The following is a 24,004-nucleotide window of genomic DNA, read 5'->3' as shown; positions in this document are numbered from 1 at the left end:
GGCACAATATGACAATTGAAAAAACAACAATACAAGATTTAGTGATTATAACTCCCAGGGTTTTTGAAGATTCTAGGGGGTTCTTTTTCGAAGCATACAATCAGGCTAAATTTCTTGAGAATGGGATCAATTATCAATTTATACAAGACAATCAATCTTTCTCAAAACGAGGAGTGATACGTGGATTGCATTTGCAAATTAACCCTTTTGCCCAAGCTAAATTAGTAAGGGTGTTAGAAGGAGAAATTCTGGATGTGGCAGTAGATTTGCGTAAAAATTCTTCGACTTACGGACAACATTTTAGTGTGGTTTTAAGTGCAGACAATAAAAAACAATTGATGGTGCCCCATGGTTTTGCGCACGGGTTTTCGGTTTTGAGTGAAACGGCTTCAGTGATGTACAAAGTAGATCAGTTATACAATAAAGAAAGTGAGAGAGGAATTCGTTATGATGATGCCACGCTTGCGATAGACTGGCAGTTAAGTCCAGAGGAAGTTATTGTTTCTGAAAAGGATTTGATATTGCCTGGTTTTGATGAAATTGATTGGGAGTTTTAAAAAAGAGTTTATAAGTTTAAAGTTTATAAAAAAGTTTAAGGTTTAAAGTTGTCGGTTAGATAGAGAGTTGGTTTTAACCGCAAAGTTTGCAAAGGAGACGCAAAGGACTCAAAGTTGTTTGTACTGAAATTGTGTCCTCTGGGAGTTTTAAAAATTGTTTAAATGTTTAAAGTTTAAGGTTTAAAGTTGTCTGTTGGATCGAAAATTTGATTCTTTGTAAGTAGAATAAGCAAAATAAAATAAAAGTGACAGGAATACCCTTGTACTTTTACGTTAAAAAAACAAAATGGAAAAAATTTTAGTGACTGGAGCTACTGGACAATTAGGTTCTGAGTTAAAAGTCTTGTCTGAAAACTATTCTCAATATGAATGGTTTTTTGCAGATAGAACAGCTATTTCTTTGAATAATATAAAGCTGCTAAAGGAACAGTTGGAACTAATTAAGCCTACTATTATATTAAATTGTGGCGCTTATACTGCTGTGGATAAAGCAGAAACGGAAACCGAATTAGCTGATGTAGTGAATCATCTAGCTGTTGAAGTGCTTGCTACCTATGCAAAAGAGCATGGGGTTAAGTTGATACACATTTCTACAGATTATGTTTTTGACGGAACTTCGTCAACTGCATTGAATGAAGATGCTGTTACCAATCCTATCAATGTGTATGGAGCTACAAAACGTGCTGGAGAATTAGCTGCTATGGTTGTTAATCCGGATGTTTTAATTATTAGAACGTCATGGGTGTACAGTCGTTTTGGTAATAACTTTGTAAAAACAATGAAGCGTTTGTTGCAGGAACGGGATACTATCAGTGTGGTCAATGACCAGATTGGATCACCTACTTATGCGGCCGATTTAGCTCAGGCAATGATGGAAATAGTAACAGCACAGGAATGGATTCCGGGAATTTATAATTATTCAAATGAAGGCGAAATCAGTTGGTACGAATTTGTATTGGCTATTCAAGAAATTACAGGAGATAGTTGTGAAGTGAGTGGTATACCTTCTTCATCGTATCCAACTCCTGCGGCACGTCCTGCTTTTTCTTTGTTGGATAAATCCAAGATTAAAGAGGTTTACGGTGTTACTGTTCCAGATTATAAAGAGAGTTTGAGAAAATGTTTAAAGTTTAAAGTTTAAAGTTGTTCAATGTTTTCGGTTTGCCCCGTCCCTAAAGGGAGCCGAAAATTAAGAACGTGAATTTATCTCGACACTAAATAGAGCTGAAAATAGAGAGTATAATTGTAACTAAAATGTGGCGCCAATTTAAATTGTAATTTTGTGTTTCTTTTTTGATCCCTTTAGGGCAAGGGGAAACAAAAAAGAAACTGACTAAAATTTATTTACACCTTTTAGGATGAAAAAGAATCCATTACTTTCAGATACTATGTGGAAAGGTGCTTCGGGAATTATTTTTTCTAATGCTAAAAAATTAAGAGAAAACCCTACTCAGGCTGAAGAACTAATGTGGTTGTCGTTGAGGAATAAACAATTGGAGGGTTGTAAATTTAGAAGGCAACATCCATTATTGAATTATGTAGCGGATTTTTATTGTCACCAATTAAAATTAGTGGTAGAAATTGATGGAGAATACCACCAAACTGTGGAGCAAAAGAAATTAGATAAGGAACGAACTGTTACTATTGAATTTCAAGGATTAGATGTAATCCGTTTTACCAACGATGAAGTGCTGACAGATATTAATACGGTCTTGAATAAAATAAAAGAATTTATACAATTGAAACTATTATAAAATGAAAAAAATTTTAATTACTGGTGGTGCTGGATTTATCGGATCTCATGTGGTACGTCGTTTTGTAAATAAGTATCCAGAGTATCAAATATTTAATTTGGATGCTTTGACGTATGCGGGGAATTTGGAAAATATCACAGATATTGAAAATGCTCCTAATTATACTTTTGTAAAAGGAGATATTGTAGATGCTGCTTTTATTGATGCCTTGTTTACAGAACATCAGTTTGATGGTGTATTGCACTTGGCTGCAGAATCTCATGTGGACCGTTCTATTACTGATCCGTTGTCTTTTGTAAAAACAAATGTGATAGGTACGATGAATTTATTGAATGCGGCTAAAACGATTTGGAAAGATAATATGGAAGGAAAACGTTTCTACCATATCAGTACTGATGAGGTTTATGGAAGTTTAGGAGCAGAAGGGTTATTTACTGAAACTACAGCCTACGATCCTAATTCACCTTATTCGGCTTCAAAGGCAAGTTCAGATCATTTTGTACGTGCATACGGAGAAACTTATGGTTTGCCTTATGTTTTGACCAATTGTTCTAATAACTACGGGCCATTTCATTTTCCTGAAAAATTAATTCCATTGTTTATTAATAATATAATTCAAAATAAACCTTTACCGGTTTATGGCGATGGGAAATACACTCGCGACTGGCTGTTTGTAGAAGATCATGCGGTGGCAATCGACTTAGTGTTTCATGAAGGAGTAAACCATGACACCTACAACATTGGTGGATTTAACGAATGGCAAAATATCGATTTGGTGAAATTACTTTGTAAAATCATGGATGAAAAACTAGGCCGTGAAGCAGGTACGTCAGAACAATTGATTTCGTATGTGAAAGACCGTCCAGGACATGATTTACGTTACGCAATTGATGCGAATAAGATTAATAAAGAACTAGGGTGGAAGCCTTCGGTTACTTTTGAGGAAGGGCTTGAGAAAACAGTAAATTGGTATTTAGAAAATGAGAACTGGCTGAGTAATATCACTAGTGGGGAGTATGCAACGTATTATGAGAAGCAGTACGCAAATTAACTCGAATTAACTACGAATTAAAAACGAATGGATGGAAACGATAAAATAATTTTCAAGGAGGAGAGCTTTGCAATTGTTGGAGCATGCATGAAAGTACATCGTTCTTTAGGTGTTGGTTTCTTGGAAGCAGTATATGAAGAAGCTCTTGAAAAGGAGTTGACTATCCGTAATATTCCATTCAAACGACAGTTAAAACTATCGTTGTACTACGATAATGAACCAATGAAAAAATACTATCGCGCTGATTTTGTTTGTTATGGTGAAATTATTGTCGAAATAAAAGCTGTGTCTCAAATGCCAACTATTTTTTATACTCAGTTGAGTAATTATTTAAAATGTACCAAAATGGAGTTAGGTTTACTAATCAATTTTGGTACGCCATCTTTAACTTATAAAAGAATGATTAATTTGAAAAATTCGAATTAATTCGTAAAATCAGTACTACTATGAAAGGAATTATATTAGCAGGAGGTTCAGGAACACGCTTGCACCCACTTACTCTAGCCATGAGTAAGCAAATGATGCCGGTTTATGATAAACCCATGATTTATTATCCATTGTCTACATTGATGATGGCAGGTATCAATGAGATTTTAATTATTTCGACACCGCACGATTTGCCAAACTTCAAAAAATTATTGGGAGATGGTTCTACTATAGGATGTAAATTCAGTTACGCTGAACAAGCATTACCCAACGGTCTGGCACAAGCTTTTGTAATTGGGGAAGAATTTATAGGAAATGATGATGTAGCTTTAGTTTTAGGTGACAATATTTTCTTTGGTTCGAATATGCAAGAGTTGCTTCGTTCAAATACCAAGCCGCAAGGCGGAGTTGTATTTGCTTATCACGTTTCAGATCCGGAGCGTTATGGCGTGGTAGAGTTTGACAAGGAATTCAAAGCGCTTTCTATCGAGGAAAAACCATTAGAACCAAAATCAAATTATGCAGTTCCAGGATTGTATTTTTATGACAATTCAGTAGTCGAAATCGCTAAAAACATCAAGCCAAGTCCTCGTGGTGAATATGAAATCACGGATGTTAATAAAGTATATTTAGCAAAAGGAAATTTGAAAGTAGGTATTTTAAGTAGAGGAACTGCTTGGTTAGATACAGGGACTTTCAATAGCTTAATGCAAGCTGGCCAATTTGTTCAAGTTCTTGAAGAACGACAAGGATTAAAAGTGGGATGTATTGAAGAAATTGCTTGGCGCCAAGGATTCATTACAGAACAACAACTAAGAGAACTAGCCGACCCTTTGAAAAAATCTGGTTATGGTGAGTATCTTTTAGGATTATTAAAACACAAATAGTAACTATTTAAAAATAGTGCTTTCTAGAAATTGATGTAATCATTTTCTAATATGAAATCAATATTCCATATATGCAATACCTCATATTATTCATCTTGTTAATCGCTATTGAGCTTATTTATTTTAAAATAGCAGACAAATACAATATTATTGATAAGCCTAACAGTAGGTCATCTCATACAACAATCACTTTAAGAGGGGGTGGAATTATTTTTCCAGTAGCCACTTTAATTGCTTTTTCTTTGGGATATGTTTCGTGGGAGCTAACGTTGGCTGTTACAATGGTCGCTTTAGTAAGTTTTATTGACGATATGAAACCATTGTCACAATTACCACGTTTTGCAACACATGTGGTTGCTGTGCTTTTAGTGTTTTATGATTTGAATTTATTTTCTGAAGCAATATGGTTGCTTCCAATTGTATTTGTCTTGATGATAGGTTGGGTTAATGCTTTCAATTTTATGGATGGTATCAACGGAATAACAGTATTGTATGCACTAACTGCAATTATAAGTTTTGCTTATTTAGCAATAAACGAAGAAAGCTTACCACTTCTTATCACAATGGGGTTGTCTTGTGTGGTTTTCGGAATATTTAATGTTCGAAAAAAAGCAAAAACCTTTGCTGGTGATGTGGGAAGTATTAGTATGGCGCTTTTTTTGGGGTATTTTATGATAAAGACAATTACAGATTCTGGGCAATTAGGATACATTTTATTCTTTAGCGTTTACGGAATTGATGCTGTCATTACTATAGTAAATAGGCTGCTTAAGAAAGAAAATATATTTGAGCCTCATCGTTCTCATTTGTATCAATACTTAGCCAATGAAATGGGATATTCTCATGTCGCTGTTGCATTTTTTTATGCGGTTCTTCAGTTGGGAATCAATGTCATTGTGATATACATGGTTGCAAATGGAAGTTTGTCACTGCTTTTTATAGGAGGTTTTTTACTATTGATGACTCTTATTTATTTAGGGAGTAGGGCAATCATTATTAGTAAAGTGCGTATTAATAGGGCATAATTATTATTCTGCTTACTGGGAAAGTATGAACTGAATGATTATTAATTTTTAAGAAATGGCTGAGAATAGAATTTGGCTTTCGACTCCTCATATGGGTGGAAATGAACAAAAGTACGTTCAAGAGGCTTTTGATTCTAATTGGGTTGCTCCAATGGGCCCAAATTTGGCTATTTTTGAGCAAAATTTAGAAAATTATTTACTTTCAGGATATGTTGCCGTACTAAATTCGGGGACAGCGGCCATTCATTTAGGATTAATTCTTTTAGGAATTAAGTCAGGGGACGAAGTGTTATGTCAAAGCATGACTTTTTCGGCGTCAGCCAACCCCATTTTATATTTGGGAGCTACCCCTGTATTTATTGATAGTGAACCAGAGACTTGGAATTTATGTCCCATACTGCTAGAAACAGCGATTTTAGACAGAATTTCTAAAGGACTAAAACCAAAAGCAATAATCGCTGTCGATTTATATGGTACTCCTTATAAAATTGAGGAAATAAGGAGCATTGCAAATAAATATTCGATACCCATTCTAGAAGATAGTGCAGAGGCATTGGGGAGTAGTTATAAAGGTCAAAAATGTGGCACTTTTGGAGATATTAGCGTTTTATCTTTTAACGGAAGTAAGGTTGTAACGACCTCGGTTGGAGGAGCGATTGTAACCAATTCTAAGGCACTAAAAGAACGAGCAGTTTTTTTAGCAACTCAAGCAAAAGAGGATGCACCACACTATCAGCATTCTGAAATTGGATATAACTATCGAATGAGTAATATTTGTGCAGCAATAGGCAGAGGACAAATGGAAGTTCTAGATGCTCATGTGTTTTTAAGAAGAAAAATGCATGAATTTTATGTCGATTTGTTTAGCGCAATAGAAGGGGTTACTGTATTTACTGTACCTGACGAAAGTTTCTTCTCCAATTATTGGTTATGTGCTGTTCTAATAGATCCTTCGAAAACAAATGCAATAACAAGGGAAATATTACGATTAGTATTAGAGGAAGAGAATATTGAATCAAGACCATTATGGAAACCGATGCATTTACAATCGATTTTTTCTGACTACCCCTATTATGGTAACGGTGTTTCTGAAACGCTTTTTTCAAATGGACTCTGTTTGCCATCCGGCTCTAATCTTACAGAACAGGATCGAAACAGAATAAAATCTATTGTTTTAGATTTATTCAGTAAATAAATATCTTTAATATTTGATTTTAAATAAAATGAATAAATAAAATAAATAGTAGTATTTTTGACATCTTAATTAAAATTAGTAAAAGGTCTATTTTGAGTAATTATATAAATCCGCGTTCAAATTCTTTCTTTAGAAATCTTTTTTCTAAAGAAAAGTTAAGATTTAATATCCATAATATAAGCTATTTACCTAGGTGGATAATAGTTGGGTTGGATTTTTTAGTTTTAGTAATTACATTTTTTTTTACCTATCTACTTTTTAGGGGTACTGGGTTAAATTATATAACAACTCCTTATAGTGCACTATTTATTTTATTGCTATTTGGTGTTAATATATTCTTTTTTTGGTTGTTTAGGACTTATTCTGGAATTATAAGGCACTCTTCTTTCATTGATGCTGTTAAATTATTGTTTTCGCAATTGGCGGTTCTAATTTTATTCATAATGTTTAACTTTGCTTTTGATCTTCTATACGGACATAAGGCATTTTTGAATACGGCACTTTTTATCAATATGGTGCTTTCTTTCTGTGGATTATTTTTGTATCGTGTTATTGTCAAACAAACTTTCGAGCATTATCTTTTAGAAAAAAGTGATATAAAACTATCAAGAACTGTTATTTATGGAACAGACGCTAACGCTATGTCAGTTGCAAAAGCTTTAAAGCTGGAATCCCCTCCTCGTTTTAAAATTGTAGGGTTTGTAGATAGAAATAATCAAAACTCCTCCAAACGAATGTTGGATTTGCCTATTTTAACGTTAAAGAAAAAACTTCCCACTTTAATGCGCTCCGTGGGAGCAGAGGGAGTAATTATTGCTGATAAAAGTTTGTCAAAAGAAGAACGATTAATCATTGTGGACCAATGCTTAGAGTTTAATTATAAGGTATACATAGTTCCGCTTATTGCTGACTGGGAAAATCAAAAAGAGATATCGCAAAAAGTAAAAACGATTCAAATTGAAGATCTTCTGGAAAGAAAACCAATTGTTTTAGATAATAAATCTATTTCAAAACAATTAAAAGACAATACGGTTTTAATTACGGGCGCCGCAGGTTCTATAGGTAGTGAAATTGTACGGCAGGTATTAATTTATAATCCTAAAACGGTTATTATCTTAGACCAAGCTGAGACTCCATTACATCATTTGAATTTAGAGACTGAAATGCTACCTACAAATTCAAAAATTAAAATTATTGTTGCAGATATTAGAAATAAAGATGCAATGGATAAGGTTTTTAGGCTATATAAGCCCCAGGTAGTTTTCCACGCAGCTGCTTATAAGCATGTGCCCTTAATGGAAGAAAATCCTTCTCAGGCTATTCTTACCAATATTGGAGGGACTAAAAATCTTGCTGACTTAGCCTGTTTGTATAAGGTAAACAAATTTGTAATGATATCTACTGACAAAGCAGTTAACCCTAGTAATGTTATGGGGGCAAGTAAGCGTATTTCCGAGAAATATGTACAGTCGCTGCAATTAAAAGTTCAAAATGTAGGCGAAAAAAACACTACCAAATTTATTACTACCCGTTTTGGTAATGTTTTAGGATCTAATGGGTCTGTTGTGCCTTTATTTACAAAGCAAATTGCGCAAGGGGGACCAGTTACAATAACACATCCTGATATTATTAGGTACTTCATGACTATTCCAGAGGCTTGCCAGTTAGTTCTGGAAGCTGGTGCGATGGGTAAAGGAGGCGAAATTTATATTTTTGATATGGGAAAACCTGTTAAGATCATTGATTTGGCAAGGAAGATGATTAAGTTGGCCGGATACATTCCTGAAAAAGAAATCAAAATACAAATCGTAGGTTTAAGACCAGGGGAGAAATTATATGAAGAATTACTTAATGATACTTCGAAAACGATTCCTACTTATCATGAAAAAATAATGATTGCAGAAGAAATTCAAGATGAGTTTGAAACTTTGCATGCTGATATCGAAGAGTTAATCGATCAAGCAAATTATTTTGGGAATGATGAGATCGTTAGGAAGATGAAAAAAATAGTTCCGGAATTTAAAAGTATGAATTCTACTTTTGAATTGTTGGATGTAAAATAATAACTAATTAGGTTACTGCTTAAAAAAGGTTCACAGGAAGATATTCTCTGTGAACCTTTTCTAATTTAGGGCAAAACCTAAAAAGAGTAGTAGAACTGCTCTAAATATGGTTTTAAAAATAGTGCTCTAAATTTTATAAAATCACTTCCTGAAGCAAGTGTATATACCGAGCTGACACTGACAAGAGAATAAGGAAGAGGTTTTATTAAGCGGTTAGTTTATCCTAGGTTGAAAAACTGATTATTTGATATAGCTTCTTGTAGTGGTACCAAATCTTTTAGTTTTATTTTTTGTTCGAAAGCGGCAATATGATTGTCATGATGCACGTCAGAACCTACATACGTGTACATTCCTTTTGCTAATAGCTGCTCTGCTATTTGAGCTATTTTAGGTCCGTAATAACCCACAACTGATAATAGATTGAGTTGAAATACACAGCCCGCTCTTTTAAGTTTATCATATTCATTTAAATTATTATGGTAAAATAGATAGCGCTCTGGATGCGCTAGTACAGGTATATAACCAGCGACTTGTAAATCAAAGAGTATGGAATACAACTGAATAGGAGCATTGATGTAAGACATCTCCACTAACACATAATTGTCCTTGAGAGTCAGTAAATCATTAGATTGAAATAGCTGTACAAATTGATCGTCCATAAGGTACTCTGCGGCAGCTTTAAAAGGAACGTTAATACTGTTTTTTTCTAATTCTTGAACTGTTTTTATTTTATTGGTAACGATTCCGTCATGGGTATTCTCCCAAATATGTTGGATAATATGAGGAGTAGTGATGAACTGAGTTACTCCAAAACTTTGTAGCGCCTGGGTAAGTCTTAAGGTATCCTCAAAAGTTTTGGCGCCGTCATCGATTCCCGGTAGTAAATGAGAATGAATGTCGATATGACCTTCTGGAATGAGGTCTTTTAAAACCGTTTTATTTTTTGAAAAGAAAAACACTGCTTTGTTATTTTATAAATGAAAAACAAAGGAACAAAAAATTTAGGCGTTAGTGAGTATATAAATCACAGATTAGCCTATTTAAAAATTTAAGTAGAGGAAAAGATTGAACAATACCGTTTGTGTTTCTTTTTCGCGATCATAAAGTTGGTTAAAAGTGGTTTTTTCCATTTATCGTAGTAGGATTAGAATTTTAAGACCTTAAATAAAAGCGAGCTGTTAACGTAGTGCTGTTTTTATAAATTGGGTGGATATTTTTGATAATAATCTAAAATCGATATTTCATTGTGTTAAAATAGAGTTAATTTTTTAGTAATCTAAATTAAATCACAATATTTGGGGTTAAAAGTTATATTTGCGAACTATAAATACCATACAGACTAAGAAAGGTGAAAAGCGAATTTTAATCTGATTATTATATATACATGACCCACCAAGAAAATACAGATAACAATTGGTTATTTGAAATAACACCTAAAAATAAGTTTTTTTCACTTAATCTGAAGGAAGTGTGGCAATATAGAGATTTGCTAATGCTTTTTGTGAAGAGAGATGTGGTGACAGCGTATAAGCAAACTGTACTGGGGCCACTTTGGTATTTAATACAGCCACTATTCACTTCGATTACTTTCACGATAATTTTTAATAATCTTGCCGGAATTACTACAGGAACTGTTCCTCCATTTTTATTTAATCTTGCCGGAATCACCGTTTGGAATTATTTTACGGCCTGCCTCACAGGGACCTCCAATACTTTTGGCTCTAATGCAGGGATTTTTGGTAAAGTCTATTTCCCTAGAATCATAGTACCCATTTCTATTGTCGTGTCTAATTTATTAAAATTCGGAATTCAGTTTTTTATTTTTATAGTCTTTTACATTTATTATTACTTTCAAGGTGCAGCGATAAGCTTGAATATCTTGAGTTTACTTTTTCCGGCTTTAATTATTTTGATGGGTGTGCTAGGACTAGGTTTAGGAATGATTATTTCCTCTTTGGTAACTAAATACAGAGATTTTAGCTATTTGATAGGTTTTGGTGTACAATTGCTGATGTATGTTTCAGCGGTGGTTTATCCTATGGCATTAGTTGCAGCAAAAATGCCAGAGTACGTTTGGTTGGTCAAGTACAATCCGCTAGCGTATATTATAGAGAGTACCCGTTATATGCTTTTGAATGTAGGAGAGCTTTCTGTTTTTGGATTGCTGTATACTTTTATGGTAACGATGATCGTATTTTTAGTAGGTATTCTGATTTTTAATAAAACGGAGAAGAGTTTTATAGATACTGTTTAAATTCCTCCCCCCGGCCCCCCCCCGAAGGAAGGGGAGTCGATGCGGAGTCTTTGTCATGGCAAAGAGTACTAACGAATAAAAAAAATAAAGTAGCATCTGCTGTCAATAAAATGTGACTCAGAACGCGAAGCAGTATCTAAGTTTTAGATAATTCTGTTTTCGTGAGGAGTGAGAAGGTAATTCTTGACAAGCGTAGAACGGGAGATGAACAACCTATTTACGGGTATTGATTGGCGAAAGTAGAACAATGAATAAATAAAATGAGTAAAGATATCATCTTAAAAGCCGAAAATATTTCAAAGCAATACCGCTTAGGCCAAGTAGGTACAGGTACGTTGAGTCATGACTTGAACCGTTGGTGGCATCAGGTTCGAGGCAAGGAAAATCCGTACTTGAAAATTGGAGATACAAATGACCGTTCGACCAAAGGGGAGAGTGATTATGTTTGGGCTTTGCAAGATATTAACTTTGAAGTAGAACGTGGAGAAGTATTGGGAATAATAGGGAAAAATGGAGCGGGTAAATCTACTTTATTAAAAATTTTATCACGGGTTACGGCTCCTACAACTGGAAGTATCAAGTTTGGTGGTCGTGTGGCTTCTTTACTGGAAGTAGGAACAGGATTTAACGGAGAAATGACGGGTAGAGAAAATATTTACTTGAACGGTGCTATTCTTGGTATGACTAAAAAAGAAATAGCCTCAAAAATAGATGAAATTATCGAATTCTCGGGTTGTGAGCGTTATATAGATACTCCTGTTAAAAGGTATAGTAGCGGAATGACAGTGCGTTTGGCTTTTGCAGTAGCAGCGTTCCTAGAGCCAGAAATATTGATTATAGATGAGGTTCTAGCTGTAGGTGATGCCGAGTTCCAGAAAAAAGCGATTGGCAAAATGCAAGATATCTCTAGGCAAGGAGGAAGAACGGTGTTGTTTGTGAGTCATAATATGGCGGCGGTAAAAAGCTTGTGTACTAGAGGTATTGTTTTGGAAAATGGTAGAGTTGTTTTTGATGGGGGAATTAATGAGAGTGTTGATTATTACTCAAAATTGTCAATTGAAAAATTAGAAGAAAAAAGTATACAACATAAGTTTTTAAATAAAATAGAGATAAAGGATATTGAATTTATCTGTAACGGGAGTAAGATTAACAATTTTAACAGTATTTATTTAGGACATGATTTACAAATTAATATAGATATAAAAGCAAACGACAATATAGTTGACTTATCAATTGCGATTGACATATTGAATGTAAATCTTGAATTGATGTCACATGTGACCAATGAAGATGATGATTTTACATTTTTTAGAGTAGAAAAAGGGGATTTTTTAAGTTTTACAATTATTTTGAAACAAATTACTTATATACCAGATCAATATATTTTAAATCTTTGGATTGGTTCTAGTCATCTTGAATCACTTTATAAAATTGAGAGAATGTTAATCTTTGGAGTTGAGCAAGGTAGTTTTACAAAAAGGACAAAACCATTACCAAATCATTCAAAGGTGTTTGTTAAAAGTGAATGGTCATTAAAAAGTTAAATTAAGAATGATAAAAGTTAGTTATCTAGTTTCATATGATTATTTTATGTTGCTTACTTCAATTAGACAGTTGTATGATTATGTGGACAAAATTGTAGTTGCAATTGATCTTGATAGAAAAACATGGAGTGGGAATACTTTTGAAATACCTGAATCTTTTTTTGTTGAGATTAGAAAATTTGATATCAAAAACAAAATAGATTTTTATTTTGATGTGTTTTATTTGCCAGAATTGACTCCTATGGAAAATGAATCGAGAGAAAGGAATATGGCTTTATCTAAATTAGGGAGGGGATGGAAAATTCAATTGGATGTAGATGAATATGTCTATGAATTTAAAACTGTTGCTGCTTATTTAAAGAAATATTGGTTTTTATCGCTATATCCACGATTGACGCCAATATGTTTGAATGGTAAACTAGTGACTTTGTATAGGCAGTTGCCAGAAGGTTATTTATATATAGAAAACAATGAACAGTTTCCTTTTATCACTAATCAAAATACTAATACACAAACTAGAACAAATTATAGAATTAGAAATTTTCAAACTAATATAAATGTAATACATCAATCTTGGGCAAGATCTGAGAATGAGATTTTAATCAAAATAAAGAATTGGGGGCATAGGGATGATTTTGACACGATGAAATATTTTGATTTCTGGAAGAGTTTAAATGTTTTTAATTACAAAAATTATAAAAATATACATCCATTAAGTCCAGAGGTTTGGAATGAATTATATTTTTTAGAGTGTACTACTAGTGATGAATTTATTGCTAAGTTTTCCAATAAAAACATGCAGGTTTTGAGTCCTATGCCAATAAAAAAAATTGTTAAGTCTGCTATTAAAAAAATACTAGGAAAAGAATAATGCTATCCATAATAATCCCATATTTTAAACTTACTTTCTTTGAAGAAACCCTTGAATCATTAGCCAATCAAACAGACAAACGGTTTAAAGTCTATATCGGAAATGACGCAAGCTCAGAAGATCCTTTAGTTATATTGGAAAAGTACAAAGGAAAGTTCGATTTTGAATATCATCGTTTTGAAGAAAATCTTGGGGGTACTTTACTTACCCAACAATGGGAGCGTTGTATTGCATTATCAAACAATGAAGAGTGGATAATGATATTAGGGGATGATGATGTGTTGGGAGATAATGTAGTTGATTGTTTTTACGAGAATGTGAATGAAATTATCACGTATGAAATTAGTGTTGTTAGATTTCGGACAAGTGTCAAACTTGATGATTCAAATAATACACAATATCAAACTGTTCATCCAAAATTTGAAACCATTTCCGATTTTTATTATCGAAAGTTTAAGGGGTTTACAAGAAGTTCTCTATCAGAATATATATTTACAAGAGAAGTATATAAAAAAAATAAATTTAAAGCATATCCTCTTGCTTGGCATAGTGACGATAGAGCATGGCTTGATTTTTCCGAGAATAAGCCAATTTATTCCATTAATGATGCAGAAATTGTAATTAGAATTTCTGATCAAAGTATATCTGGAAATAAAAATGGTAAAACTCAAAAGGATCTGGCTAGATTGCTTTTTTTTTCAGAGTTAATTACAGAGTCATTTGATAAGTTCTCGAATAAAACTAAATTGTTGCTATTAGTGAGATATGAAGTGATTTTAAAAGATCAGAATAAAATGAGTACAGAAAGATGGTTTTTTATTATAAAAAAATATTTAGAGATTGGTTCGATTGTAGAAATAATAAAAGTTTTTAGAAGAATGTTAATTAATCGATTTTTATAATGAAACCATTAATCTCCATAATTATTCCCACTTATAATCGAGCAAATCTTATTTGCGATGCTCTTGATAGTGTTTTAGCACAAACCTATACTAATTGGGAGTGTATCATTGTGGATGATGGTAGTACTGATAATACTCCAGTGATTATTAATGCATATTTAAAAAAAAACACTCGTTTTAATTACTGTCGTCGCCCTGAAATTAAATCAAAAGGGCCTTCTTCCTGTAGAAATGTTGGATTAGATAATGCTAATGGCAAATATGTTATTTTCCTTGATTCGGATGATTTGCTTGTTCCAACTTGTTTGGAAAATAGGATTAAATTTGCATTGCAAAATTTGGAATTTGATTTTTGGATTTTTAAGATGTCAGCTTTTGAAGAAACAATTGATAATGTAAAATTTGTTTATGAGAATATTCAAGAAAAAAATGAAAGTGAATGGTGCAAAAAAGAATTTATGAAAGGTATTCAACCCTTTGTTGTAACTGGACCATTATGGAAAAAGAGTGTATTACTTGAGCTCAATGGTTTTAATGAAGAAATGACAATGATTGAAGATCCAGAATTACATCTTAGAGCTTTAAAAAAAGGATTTAAGTTGAAATATGCAAATTTTTTAAATTCAGATTGTTACTATAGGTTAAGTGTTACTAGTGTAAAGTATACATTATATTCAGAATTAAATAACAATCTTTTATTTTTTAAAATCTATTTGAATAAAGAGGATCGTGAAGTTGTGTTTTATTTTAAAAAAATGATTCATAAACTTGCACTTGATAAAAAATATATAAAAGGTTATTTTCAGTTTTGTTTATTGGGATTAAGAAAAGAGGTATTAACTGTTAAAAACGTTCTTGTCGGGTTTGTTGTTTTAGTATACAATTCGTTATGTTTGAATAAATTTAACAGACTTGGATATAATTTATTAAAAAAAGAGTTTAATAATTTCTAATTTATGTTACGCCCCAAACTCTCCATCATCATCACTTGCTATAATCTAGGACATTATCTGGAAGAAGCTATTGCGAGCATTAAGTATTATTCTTCTTTTGAAGATTATGAAATCATTTTAGTAAATGATGGTTCTACAGATAAAGCGACTCTTCAAATTTTAGAGAAAATAGAGCAGAAGGACAAATCTATATTTGTTCTTCATCAAGCCAATATTGGTTTGGCCAAAGCCAGAAATAATGGCATTAAATTAGCCAAAGGCAAGTATATTATTCCTCTTGATGCCGATAATAAATTACGTCCTGAATGTATCAAGCAAACCATTGCAGTTCTCGATTCAAATCTTGGGATTGATGTTGTTCATGGTGATACGCAACTTTTTGGGAACAAGAACTCAGTGTGGAAAGGCAAGCCTTTTGATGTAGCCGAGATGGTATTGAATAATTACATCGATGCTTGTGCGGGTTTCCGTAAATCAGTCTGGGAAGAGTTGCGCGGTTATGATGAAAATATGCCGGTTATGGGGTTTGAAGATTGGGATTTATGGTTGCGAATGGCAGTAAGAGGCTGTCGATTTCAATATGTAGAAACTACTTTCTTTGATTACAGAGTTCGTGATAATTCAATGTTAGCCGAAGCCTGGAAAGAACGACCACTATTGCTGGGTTACATCTTTAATAAAAAAGAATTGAGACATTTGTTTTATTTTCGGGAATGCCTGATTGAAAATAAGAAACTCAAAGAAGAACCTGCTTTAAAAGAAATACTTCAAATTATCATAAAAAAAATAAAACGAAAATTGCATTTTTAAATGGATAATTCTAAAAGAATACTCTTTACTACAGAAAACACTTCATGGGGAGGTAGTGAATTACTTTGGTCACGAGCTGTTATAGAATTGTTGCAATATAACTTTTTAATAGCGATCGCTATTCATGAAAAGCTGGTGCTTCCAAAAGAATTGCTTTTGCTTGAAAAAGAAAGTAAAATAAAAATTGTTAGGGATTCAAAGGGTAAATTACCATTAGGGAAACGAATTGCAAATCGATTTTTAACTTATAACAGAAGATTCAAAGCTTCAAACTTAAGGCAAGATTTTATTATAGATTATAATCCACATTTAATGGTTATTAACCAAGGATTTAATTTTAATGGTGTTCATATAATGGTATTTGCATTGCAAAACAAGTTCGATTATGTAACCCTTTCCCATGCTGTTAATGAGGGGATGTGGCCTAATCTTATTTTGAGAGAAAAAATGAAATTGGGTTTTAAAAATAGCCTTATGAATTACTTCGTGAGTGAGGATAACCTTAAGACAACTCAAAATCAGCTAGGTTTATTTCTTGATAATGCGGATGTAATTAGAAATCCTTTTAATGTTTCTTTTGCTATTGATTTAGGCTTTCCAAAACAAACCAATTTTCATTTGGCTTTTGTGGGGCGTTATGATTTTTATGCCAAGGGGCAAGACGTTTTGTTAGAAGTGTTGTCTCAAGAAAAATGGAAAGATAGAAATTTGTATGTCAATTTTTACGGAGATGGAAATGATTTAGAAAATCTAAAAGATCTTGTTAAAATGTATGATTTAAAAAAGGTATGTATTCATTCCCATACAGAAACAAATGAAATCTGGAAACACAACCATGGTCTTATTTTAACCTCGCGATTTGAAGGATTACCCATTGTAATTGTTGAAGCAATGCTTTGTAAACGAATGGTAATTGTAACAGATGTAAGTGGAAACACAGAGTTAGTAGTAGATAATGAAACTGGGTTTATTGCCGCAGCACCAAGAGTAGAATATGTTGATGAAGCATTGGAAAGAGCTTGGCTGCAGCGAATGAATTGGGAATTAATTGGGCGTAATGCAAGGCGCCAAATAATAAGCAACATACCAGAAAATCCACCTTTATTATTTGCTCATAAACTGCAGTCTATTTTAAACAGACAATAATGTATTTAAAAGTCTATTTTATTCTTGCTCACAAGGATCCGGAACAACTCAAAGAGTTGATTTCGCTATTGCAAGATGATAAGTCTTTGTTTTTTATACATATAGATAAAAAAGAAAATCAAAAAAAATATGAAAACAGCATTTGTAGTACAAATTGTTATTTTTTAAAAAATAGAATTGTATGTAAGTGGGGTAAATATAGCTTAGTACAAGCTACTCTGAACGGTATGAGAGAAGTTCAAGATTTTATGAATAACCAACATATAGATGCTGATTATCATTTCATCATGTTGTCTGGAGATGATTTACCATTAAAAACAAATAGTTATATTCATTGTTTTTTAGAAAAAAATAGTAAAACATCTTTTTTGCACCATTGGCAGTTACCTTATGCAAAATGGTGGGGAGGTGGATGGTTCCGTTTAGAAAACGTTTATTTTTTTGAACATAAAAAGTGTCGAAAATTTAATTATTGGCTAAATCGATTAATAAAAAAAGCACGATTGCATTTTTTATTACCAATGCATCAATTTAAAAAAACATTTCCAGATTTTAAAATATTTGGAAGCAGTCAATGGATGATTTTAAATAAAGATTTGGTTGCATTTGTGTTACAAAACAATAAGTCAAATTCTAAGTTTAGTAGAGTTTTTAAAAATTCATTTGCTCCTGATGAATTGTATTTTTCGTCTTTAATAATTAACTATGATGTACATAAGCAATTCCGGATAAATAATTTTGCTACACATTTAGTTAGTTTTAATGGTTTAGAATCAAGTCCTAAATATCTTACGATAAACGATTTAATTAATGATAATGAGAATATATTGTTTGGAAGAAAATTTGATTCTAATGTAAACATTGAAGCGGTTACGTATGTTAAACAAATAATTTTAAAATGAAAAAATTAGCTGTTCTAATGCCTACTTATAATTGTGCTATCTATTTACAGGAGAGTATCGATTCTATTTTAAATCAAACCTATTCTGAATTTGATTTTTATATTTATGATGATTTTTCTACAGATGATAGTTTTAAAATTATTTCAAATTATACAGATAAGAGGATTTTTTATATAAAAAATGAAAGGAATCTGGGTATAGCAAAAACGCTTAATTTGGGTTTAGAAAAGTTACTGCCTAATTATGAGTACATTGCTAGAATGGATGCCGATGATTGGTGTTTTCCAGAACGATTCCAGAAGCAAGTTGACTTTATGGATCAACATAAGGAAATTACTATGTCTGGAACACAAGGATTTTGGCTAAGAAAAATGTCAACTAATCCAGTATCTGGGTGGGAATATCCTACTAAAGATGATTTTCTGAAATATTATTTATTGTTTGGGGCATCATTTGGTCATTCGTCAGTGATTTTTAGAACCAACTTTTTTTTAAACAGTCAGTTAAGGTATAATCAAGAAATTCAGACTTGTGAAGATTGGGATTTGTGGATTAGAGTTTCTCGTATTTCTCAAATAGCGAATCTACCTGATTTTTTAATGAAATACAGAATTGTTTTAACAAGTAACCATCGTTTAGAAAAAAACAAAAACACACATCTTAGAGAGCGATCGGTACTTATTTCGAACTATTGGAAAACTTTTAATATTAAGTTATCGCCACAACAAGTATTTGAATTTTATTATGATACAAATAAAAACATTCAAAAAAACTTTCGAATTAAATTAAAAATAATAATAGATTCTTTTAATGAATTGTTTTTAAATCATGCTAATAGCTTAGAAAAAGAAGACAGAAAAAAAATAAGGTATCTGTTATCACGTAAAATGTTAGACTTTTGGAAACGTTCTAATGTAAGCAGATATAATCTTCTTATTTGGTTTTTAATACTCCAAAGAGTGAAATTTAATACTAAAATTAGGTTAATCAAAAGTCAACTTAATTAAGAAAATGACAAATAAAAGAATCGAAATTTTAGATAGTTTTAGAGCAATAGCTATTTTGATGGTTATTTGTTTTCATTTTTTCTCTCGTTGGAGTAATTTATATCCCTATGAAAAGAGTTATGACTTTTTTAGGTATGGTAAGTTTGGTGTTCATTTTTTTTTCATGATTAGTGGCTTTGTTATTTTTTTTACATTAGAGAGAACAAGTACTTTTAAGAGATTTTGGATTAATAGGTATATTAGATTATTGCCTTCAATGTTTTTTGCTTCTATTTTAACATACCTTTTTTTTAATGCATTCGATACCTCATTTTTATTTCCAACGAGTCATTATTTTAATAATGTTTTAGTAAGCCTTACTTTTATTCAACCAGATTTAATTTCCTCGCTAACCCGCTATCGATTCGAATTAGATTACATAAGTGGTTCTTATTGGAGTCTTTGGGTTGAAATCCAGTTTTATTTTTTGGCAGCCATAGTTTACTATATATCTCCAAAAAGATTTTATGCTTGTTTTTTTTTAATAACTGTCACACTTGTTGGGGCAAATTTTTTATTATCACATTATTACTCTAGTTCTTTGTTAATTGTTAAATTAAAGTCATTAAGATCTATTTTTAATTTAATAAGTGCTTTGCCTTTTTTTTGTTTAGGGGCTCTTTTTTATATTTTTTATAAAAATAACATCAACGAAATAAGAAATTCATTGATGCTACAAATTTGCTTTGTCTTTTTTGTTGGTTTTTTATGTTTTAATAATAGTCAGGATCTAAAACTAATATGCTTGATCTTTTTTTTTATATTGCTATTTTTTATAATGATTTACAATGAACAGAGTATCATTTTCTTAAATAATAAGTTTTTGAACACAATTGGGGTTTCCTCTTATTTTCTTTATCTAATACATGAAAATATAGGTGTTTTTCTAATTAATAAAAATATTTTAGCTTTAAAGAGTTTATTTTTTTTTCAACCACTCATCATAATTGTATTTCTTATAGTAATCAGTATTTTATTTACAACATATATAGAAGGGAATATTATTAAATTTTTAAAAAACCTATTAAAAAAAGTTTCAATAAAATGAAAGTTTCAATTCTAATAGTATCCAAAAACAGAAAAGAAGATTTGTTTAAAACATTAACAATTATTGATTCTTTAATAGACAAATCACAAGTTGAGGTTTTGGTTTTTCTAGATGGATGCACCGATAGTTCAGAGGAGTTTGTGAAAGAGCTTGAATGGATAAGATGGTTTGTTTCTAATAAATCAATAGGCGCATCGGCAGCGAGGCATAAAATCTATCCTCTTGGTAATGGGGAAATTTTAATAGGACTTGATGATGATGCACATCCCTTAAATAAGGATTTTATTAATTTAACTGAAACTTTATTTCAAGAAAATTCTAATGTAGGTGTTTTAGCATTCGAAGAGGTAAAAGGAATTTTTGCTAATGATATTGATGCATTTGAAGGATCTGAAAAAGTAAAAAAGGAATTTTTATGTTCTGAATTTATTGGTTGTGGATTTGCAATTAGGAAGTCAGTTTATATGTCAATAAATGGTTTTCCGGTTTGGATTGATATTTATGGAGAAGAGTCTTGTGTTTCAATAGAAGTTTTGGCGAATAAGTATGATATTCTTTACACGAATCGAGTAAAAATAAATCATCGGGTAAATAAAGAACAAAGGAAGTTGAATAAACAAAATTATTTTAGATTCGAAAAACAATTAAAAAATTCGACTTATTATTTTTTAGTTTATTATCCATTTCCTTTGTTCAATATTTTAAAATTGTATTGGCACAATTTTAAGAAGTATGCTTTAAAAGATTTAGAATGTTTTAAAATATATTTTAAAACTGTATTTGTTGTATTAGTAAATAGTCCAAAAATTTTAAGATACCGGAATCCAGTTGATAAAACTTTGATTGTAAAAATGAGAGAATTAGCAGCTTTAAAATTTTAAAATGAGAAACATAGCCATAATTCCTGCTCGAGGAGGATCAAAACGCATTCCAGAAAAGAATATTCAGTTGTTAGGTGGTTTGCCTTTGCTGGTGCATTCAATAAAATACGCAGTAGCCAATAGCCATATTATTGATGACGTTTATGTATCTACAGATGATGACAACATAAAAAAAATAGCACTGGCTTGTGGAGCCAAAATAATAGACAGGCCAGATTGTATTTCAGGTGATCTTGAGTCTACAATTTCAGCTTTAAAACATGTTTTAGAAACTATTGATACGGATGTAGAAAATGTAATTCTATTGCAACCTACAAATCCTTTACGACCAGATAATTTGCTAAAAGAAGCTTTTGAAGTCTACCAAAAAGAGAATTATGATAGCCTCTTTACAGTTACACGAAACCATCAAAAATTCGGAAAAATAATTGGGAATAAATTCGAACCATTTAATTACACTATAGGGCAACGCAGTCAGGATTTAGAGCCTTTGTATTATGAAAATGGATTAGTTTATATAACAAAAGCGCCATTGCTATTAAATGATATAATTATATCTGCAAATAGCTTCCCTTATGAAGTAAAACATATTTTTGCAAATGTTGATATAGACACCCAAGATGATTTTGACTATGCTGAATATTTATATCAAAAATTCCTAAAACTTAATTTATAAAATATTTTATGAACCCCTATATAGAAATTTCAGGAAGAAAAATAGGCCCAGATTACCCACCATTGGTCATCGCAGAAATAGGAATTAATCATGAAGGTTCTTTGGCTGTGGCCAAAGAAATGGTTGATGCCGCTCATCGAGCAGGAGTGGAGGTAGTAAAACACCAAACACATATTGTAGCAGACGAAATGAGTGGTGCTGCCAAAAAAGTGATTCCAGGGAATGCTGATGTTTCGATTTACGAAATCATGGAACGCTGTTCCTTAAATGAAGCAGACGAATTAAGTTTAAAAAAATACGTTGAAAGTAAAGGCATGATTTTTATTTCGACACCTTTTTCAAGAGCGGCGGCAAACAGATTAGAAAAATTAAATGTTCCAGCTTATAAAATAGGTTCAGGTGAGTGCAATAATTATCCATTATTAGAGCATATCGCTTCTTTTGGCAAACCCGTTATCTTGAGCACAGGAATGAATACTATCGAAAGTGTTGCAAAGGCAGTTGCCATTTTTGATAAACACAAGGTTCCGGTAGCGCTATTGCATACTACCAATTTATATCCTACGCCTATTCATTTGGTTCGTTTTGGCGCCATGACACAACTGCACGAAGCTTTTCCGGATAAGGTTTTTGGTTTGTCAGATCATACTTTGAATAACAATGCCTGTTTGGGGGCAGTGGCCTTGGGTGCAAGTATCCTAGAGCGTCATTTTACAGATACCATGCAACGCACAGGTCCAGATATTGTGTGTAGTATGGACGAGAAGGCAACAAAGCATTTAATTGTGAGTTCTAATGAAATTTGGCAAATGCGAGGTGGCACTAAAGAACCAGCCAAAGCAGAACAAGTCACTATTGATTTTGCATTTGCAACAGTATGTACTATTAAGCAAATAAAAAAGGGAGAACCGTTTACCATGGATAATATTTGGGTAAAACGCCCTGGAACAGGTGAAATTTTAGCGGAACGATTTAATGAGTTGATAGGTAAAATTGCTTTGAGGGATATAGATAATGATGAACAATTGAGGTTGGAGGATATAGAAATTTAAGATACCAGTATGATATCAATTGTTATAAGAAATAAGAATGAAGCCGATGCACTTAATACAATTTTAGCAATACTTACAGATAGATATTTAGGAGAGTATAATGAGATTATCATTATAGACAATGCATCTACTGATAATAGTAGAATTATAGCTTCTAAGTATGGTTGTAAGATCGTTACTATCGATGATTTTAGTTACGGACGCGCAACAAATCTCGGAATGGAAACAGCTAGCTCTAATTTTGTATTACTATTAAGTTCACACGCAATTCCAATTGGGAAAAGTTTTTTTAGTAGGGCAGTAGCGTTATTTAATAATAACAAGAATCTCGCGGGTGTTAGGTTTGTTAATAGTATTGATAATTATAAGAGAGCTATTGAAAATGATTTTAAAGTGTTAGAGCCATTAAAACATGGATTAATGACGGCTTGTTCTTTCGTGAATAAGAAGGTGTGGTTGCAGTATAAGTTTGATGAGCACTTGACTTTTAGCGAGGATAAGGAATGGTCTGAGAGGGTTTGTAAGAACGGATTTGAAATTGAAGATCTAGATGAAACTTTCTTTTATTTTGTAAAAAGAGATCTGAATTCAAGTGTTTCAAGGTATAAAAATGAGACATTATCGGGATGTCTTTTACATAAAAATACATTTCCTAGCTCATTTAGGATTGTACTTTCTTTTCTAAAAAAAATATTCGTTACAAATACATTTAATTACTTTAAAATAATTTTTCATGACTTTTTAATTTTAAAGGCGAAATTTGAAATACGAAAAGAAATTAAAAAAAACTTGATAGTCTAATCGGAAGTTATTCTAGTTACTGGTATACTAGCAAAACTGCTAAATCTAAAGGAGCTTGATTTCTGGTTTATATAAAACTTGATAAGATAAAAAGGGCTTCGACTCCGCTCAGCCTGACAGTGGTACTTGAAACAACAAATGTCAATTCGAGCGAAATCGA

24 protein-coding genes are annotated in these 24,004 nt (G+C 32.0%); 23 read left to right on the top strand and 1 reads right to left on the bottom strand.

The genetic code is table 11. The features are described from left to right. The first annotated feature begins 8 nt into the window (after nt 1–8). From rfbC to QO200_RS00835, 9 genes are all read left to right on the top strand, one after another. Complete coding sequence (gene rfbC / locus QO200_RS00875) at nt 9–557, top strand: dTDP-4-dehydrorhamnose 3,5-epimerase (protein WP_371535267.1); 549 nt, start codon at nt 9–11, stop codon at nt 555–557. A gap of 286 nt (nt 558–843) precedes the next feature. Continuing rightward, the gene (gene rfbD, locus QO200_RS00870) at nt 844–1,698 is read left to right on the top strand and encodes a dTDP-4-dehydrorhamnose reductase (protein ID WP_371535266.1); all 855 of its coding nucleotides are present in this window, start codon (nt 844–846) and stop codon (nt 1,696–1,698) included. Nucleotides 1,699–1,915: 217 nt separating this feature from the next. Beyond that, a complete protein-coding gene (locus QO200_RS00865; RefSeq protein ID WP_371535265.1) occupies nt 1,916–2,311 on the top strand; it encodes an endonuclease domain-containing protein in 396 nt (131 codons plus the stop codon). A 1-nt stretch (nt 2,312) separates the two neighbouring features. Continuing rightward, the gene (gene rfbB, locus QO200_RS00860) at nt 2,313–3,362 is read left to right on the top strand and encodes a dTDP-glucose 4,6-dehydratase (RefSeq protein WP_371535264.1); all 1,050 of its coding nucleotides are present in this window, start codon (nt 2,313–2,315) and stop codon (nt 3,360–3,362) included. Nucleotides 3,363–3,389: 27 nt separating this feature from the next. Further along, nucleotides 3,390–3,788, top strand: coding sequence for a GxxExxY protein (locus QO200_RS00855; protein ID WP_371535263.1), 399 nt, complete (start codon nt 3,390–3,392; stop codon nt 3,786–3,788). A gap of 20 nt (nt 3,789–3,808) precedes the next feature. Beyond that, the gene (rfbA, locus tag QO200_RS00850; protein ID WP_371535262.1) at nt 3,809–4,675 is read left to right on the top strand and encodes a glucose-1-phosphate thymidylyltransferase RfbA; all 867 of its coding nucleotides are present in this window, start codon (nt 3,809–3,811) and stop codon (nt 4,673–4,675) included. Between the two features lie 71 nt (nt 4,676–4,746). Further along, nucleotides 4,747–5,700: a glycosyltransferase family 4 protein gene (locus QO200_RS00845; protein ID WP_371535261.1), complete on the top strand. Its 954-nt coding sequence runs from the start codon at nt 4,747–4,749 to the stop codon at nt 5,698–5,700. 55 nt (nt 5,701–5,755) lie between these two features. Then, nucleotides 5,756–6,895 (top strand): DegT/DnrJ/EryC1/StrS family aminotransferase, encoded by a 1,140-nt coding sequence (locus tag QO200_RS00840; protein WP_371535259.1) that lies wholly within the window; start codon nt 5,756–5,758, stop codon nt 6,893–6,895. A gap of 104 nt (nt 6,896–6,999) precedes the next feature. Then, on the top strand, nt 7,000–8,958 hold the full coding sequence (locus QO200_RS00835; protein WP_371535505.1) for an SDR family NAD(P)-dependent oxidoreductase: 1,959 nt from the start codon (nt 7,000–7,002) through the stop codon (nt 8,956–8,958). Between the two features lie 218 nt (nt 8,959–9,176). Here QO200_RS00835 and QO200_RS00830 read toward each other — a convergent pair whose 3' ends face one another. After that, nucleotides 9,177–9,917: a tyrosine-protein phosphatase gene (locus QO200_RS00830; RefSeq protein ID WP_371535257.1), complete on the bottom strand. Its 741-nt coding sequence runs from the start codon at nt 9,915–9,917 to the stop codon at nt 9,177–9,179. Between the two features lie 425 nt (nt 9,918–10,342). Between QO200_RS00830 and QO200_RS00825 the strand changes: the two genes are divergently transcribed. From QO200_RS00825 to QO200_RS00760, 14 genes are all read left to right on the top strand, one after another. After that, nucleotides 10,343–11,212 (top strand): ABC transporter permease, encoded by an 870-nt coding sequence (locus QO200_RS00825; RefSeq protein ID WP_371535255.1) that lies wholly within the window; start codon nt 10,343–10,345, stop codon nt 11,210–11,212. A gap of 260 nt (nt 11,213–11,472) precedes the next feature. After that, a complete protein-coding gene (locus QO200_RS00820; protein ID WP_371535254.1) occupies nt 11,473–12,756 on the top strand; it encodes an ABC transporter ATP-binding protein in 1,284 nt (427 codons plus the stop codon). Nucleotides 12,757–12,763: 7 nt separating this feature from the next. Further along, complete coding sequence (locus QO200_RS00815) at nt 12,764–13,627, top strand: hypothetical protein (RefSeq protein ID WP_371535252.1); 864 nt, start codon at nt 12,764–12,766, stop codon at nt 13,625–13,627. Beyond that, nucleotides 13,627–14,529 carry a glycosyltransferase family 2 protein gene (locus tag QO200_RS00810; protein WP_371535250.1) on the top strand — a complete coding sequence of 301 codons (903 nt, stop codon included), beginning with the start codon at nt 13,627–13,629 and terminating at the stop codon, nt 14,527–14,529. The genes QO200_RS00815 and QO200_RS00810 overlap by 1 nt, the downstream gene beginning before the upstream one ends. Next, nucleotides 14,529–15,482, top strand: a complete 954-nt coding sequence (locus QO200_RS00805) for a glycosyltransferase family 2 protein (RefSeq protein ID WP_371535248.1) — start codon at nt 14,529–14,531, stop codon at nt 15,480–15,482. The genes QO200_RS00810 and QO200_RS00805 overlap by 1 nt, the downstream gene beginning before the upstream one ends. Nucleotides 15,483–15,485: 3 nt before the next feature. Continuing rightward, nucleotides 15,486–16,292 carry a glycosyltransferase family 2 protein gene (locus tag QO200_RS00800; protein WP_371535247.1) on the top strand — a complete coding sequence of 269 codons (807 nt, stop codon included), beginning with the start codon at nt 15,486–15,488 and terminating at the stop codon, nt 16,290–16,292. Beyond that, nucleotides 16,293–17,438 carry a glycosyltransferase gene (locus QO200_RS00795; RefSeq protein ID WP_371535246.1) on the top strand — a complete coding sequence of 382 codons (1,146 nt, stop codon included), beginning with the start codon at nt 16,293–16,295 and terminating at the stop codon, nt 17,436–17,438. Beyond that, complete coding sequence (locus QO200_RS00790; protein ID WP_371535245.1) at nt 17,438–18,340, top strand: beta-1,6-N-acetylglucosaminyltransferase; 903 nt, start codon at nt 17,438–17,440, stop codon at nt 18,338–18,340. Before QO200_RS00795 ends, QO200_RS00790 begins: the two co-directional genes overlap by 1 nt. Beyond that, nucleotides 18,337–19,347, top strand: a complete 1,011-nt coding sequence (locus QO200_RS00785; protein ID WP_371535243.1) for a glycosyltransferase family 2 protein — start codon at nt 18,337–18,339, stop codon at nt 19,345–19,347. The genes QO200_RS00790 and QO200_RS00785 overlap by 4 nt, the downstream gene beginning before the upstream one ends. A gap of 4 nt (nt 19,348–19,351) precedes the next feature. Further along, nucleotides 19,352–20,434 (top strand): acyltransferase family protein, encoded by a 1,083-nt coding sequence (locus QO200_RS00780; protein ID WP_371535242.1) that lies wholly within the window; start codon nt 19,352–19,354, stop codon nt 20,432–20,434. After that, entirely contained in the window at nt 20,431–21,315 is an 885-nt protein-coding gene (locus QO200_RS00775; RefSeq protein WP_371535241.1) for a glycosyltransferase family 2 protein, read from the top strand. Before QO200_RS00780 ends, QO200_RS00775 begins: the two co-directional genes overlap by 4 nt. 1 nt (nt 21,316) lies before the next feature. Next, a complete protein-coding gene (locus tag QO200_RS00770; RefSeq protein ID WP_371535240.1) occupies nt 21,317–21,991 on the top strand; it encodes a cytidylyltransferase domain-containing protein in 675 nt (224 codons plus the stop codon). 8 nt (nt 21,992–21,999) lie between these two features. Beyond that, complete coding sequence (locus tag QO200_RS00765; RefSeq protein WP_371535238.1) at nt 22,000–23,043, top strand: N-acetylneuraminate synthase family protein; 1,044 nt, start codon at nt 22,000–22,002, stop codon at nt 23,041–23,043. A gap of 9 nt (nt 23,044–23,052) precedes the next feature. Continuing rightward, nucleotides 23,053–23,844 (top strand): glycosyltransferase family 2 protein, encoded by a 792-nt coding sequence (locus QO200_RS00760; RefSeq protein ID WP_371535237.1) that lies wholly within the window; start codon nt 23,053–23,055, stop codon nt 23,842–23,844. Nucleotides 23,845–24,004 lie beyond the last annotated feature (160 nt).

It is taken from the genome of Flavobacterium sp. Arc3 (genome assembly GCF_041431375.1).
Lineage (GTDB): Bacteria > Bacteroidota > Bacteroidia > Flavobacteriales > Flavobacteriaceae > Flavobacterium.
Note: the sequence above shows the minus strand (reverse complement) of the source record. Positions and strands in the feature narration are given on the sequence as shown.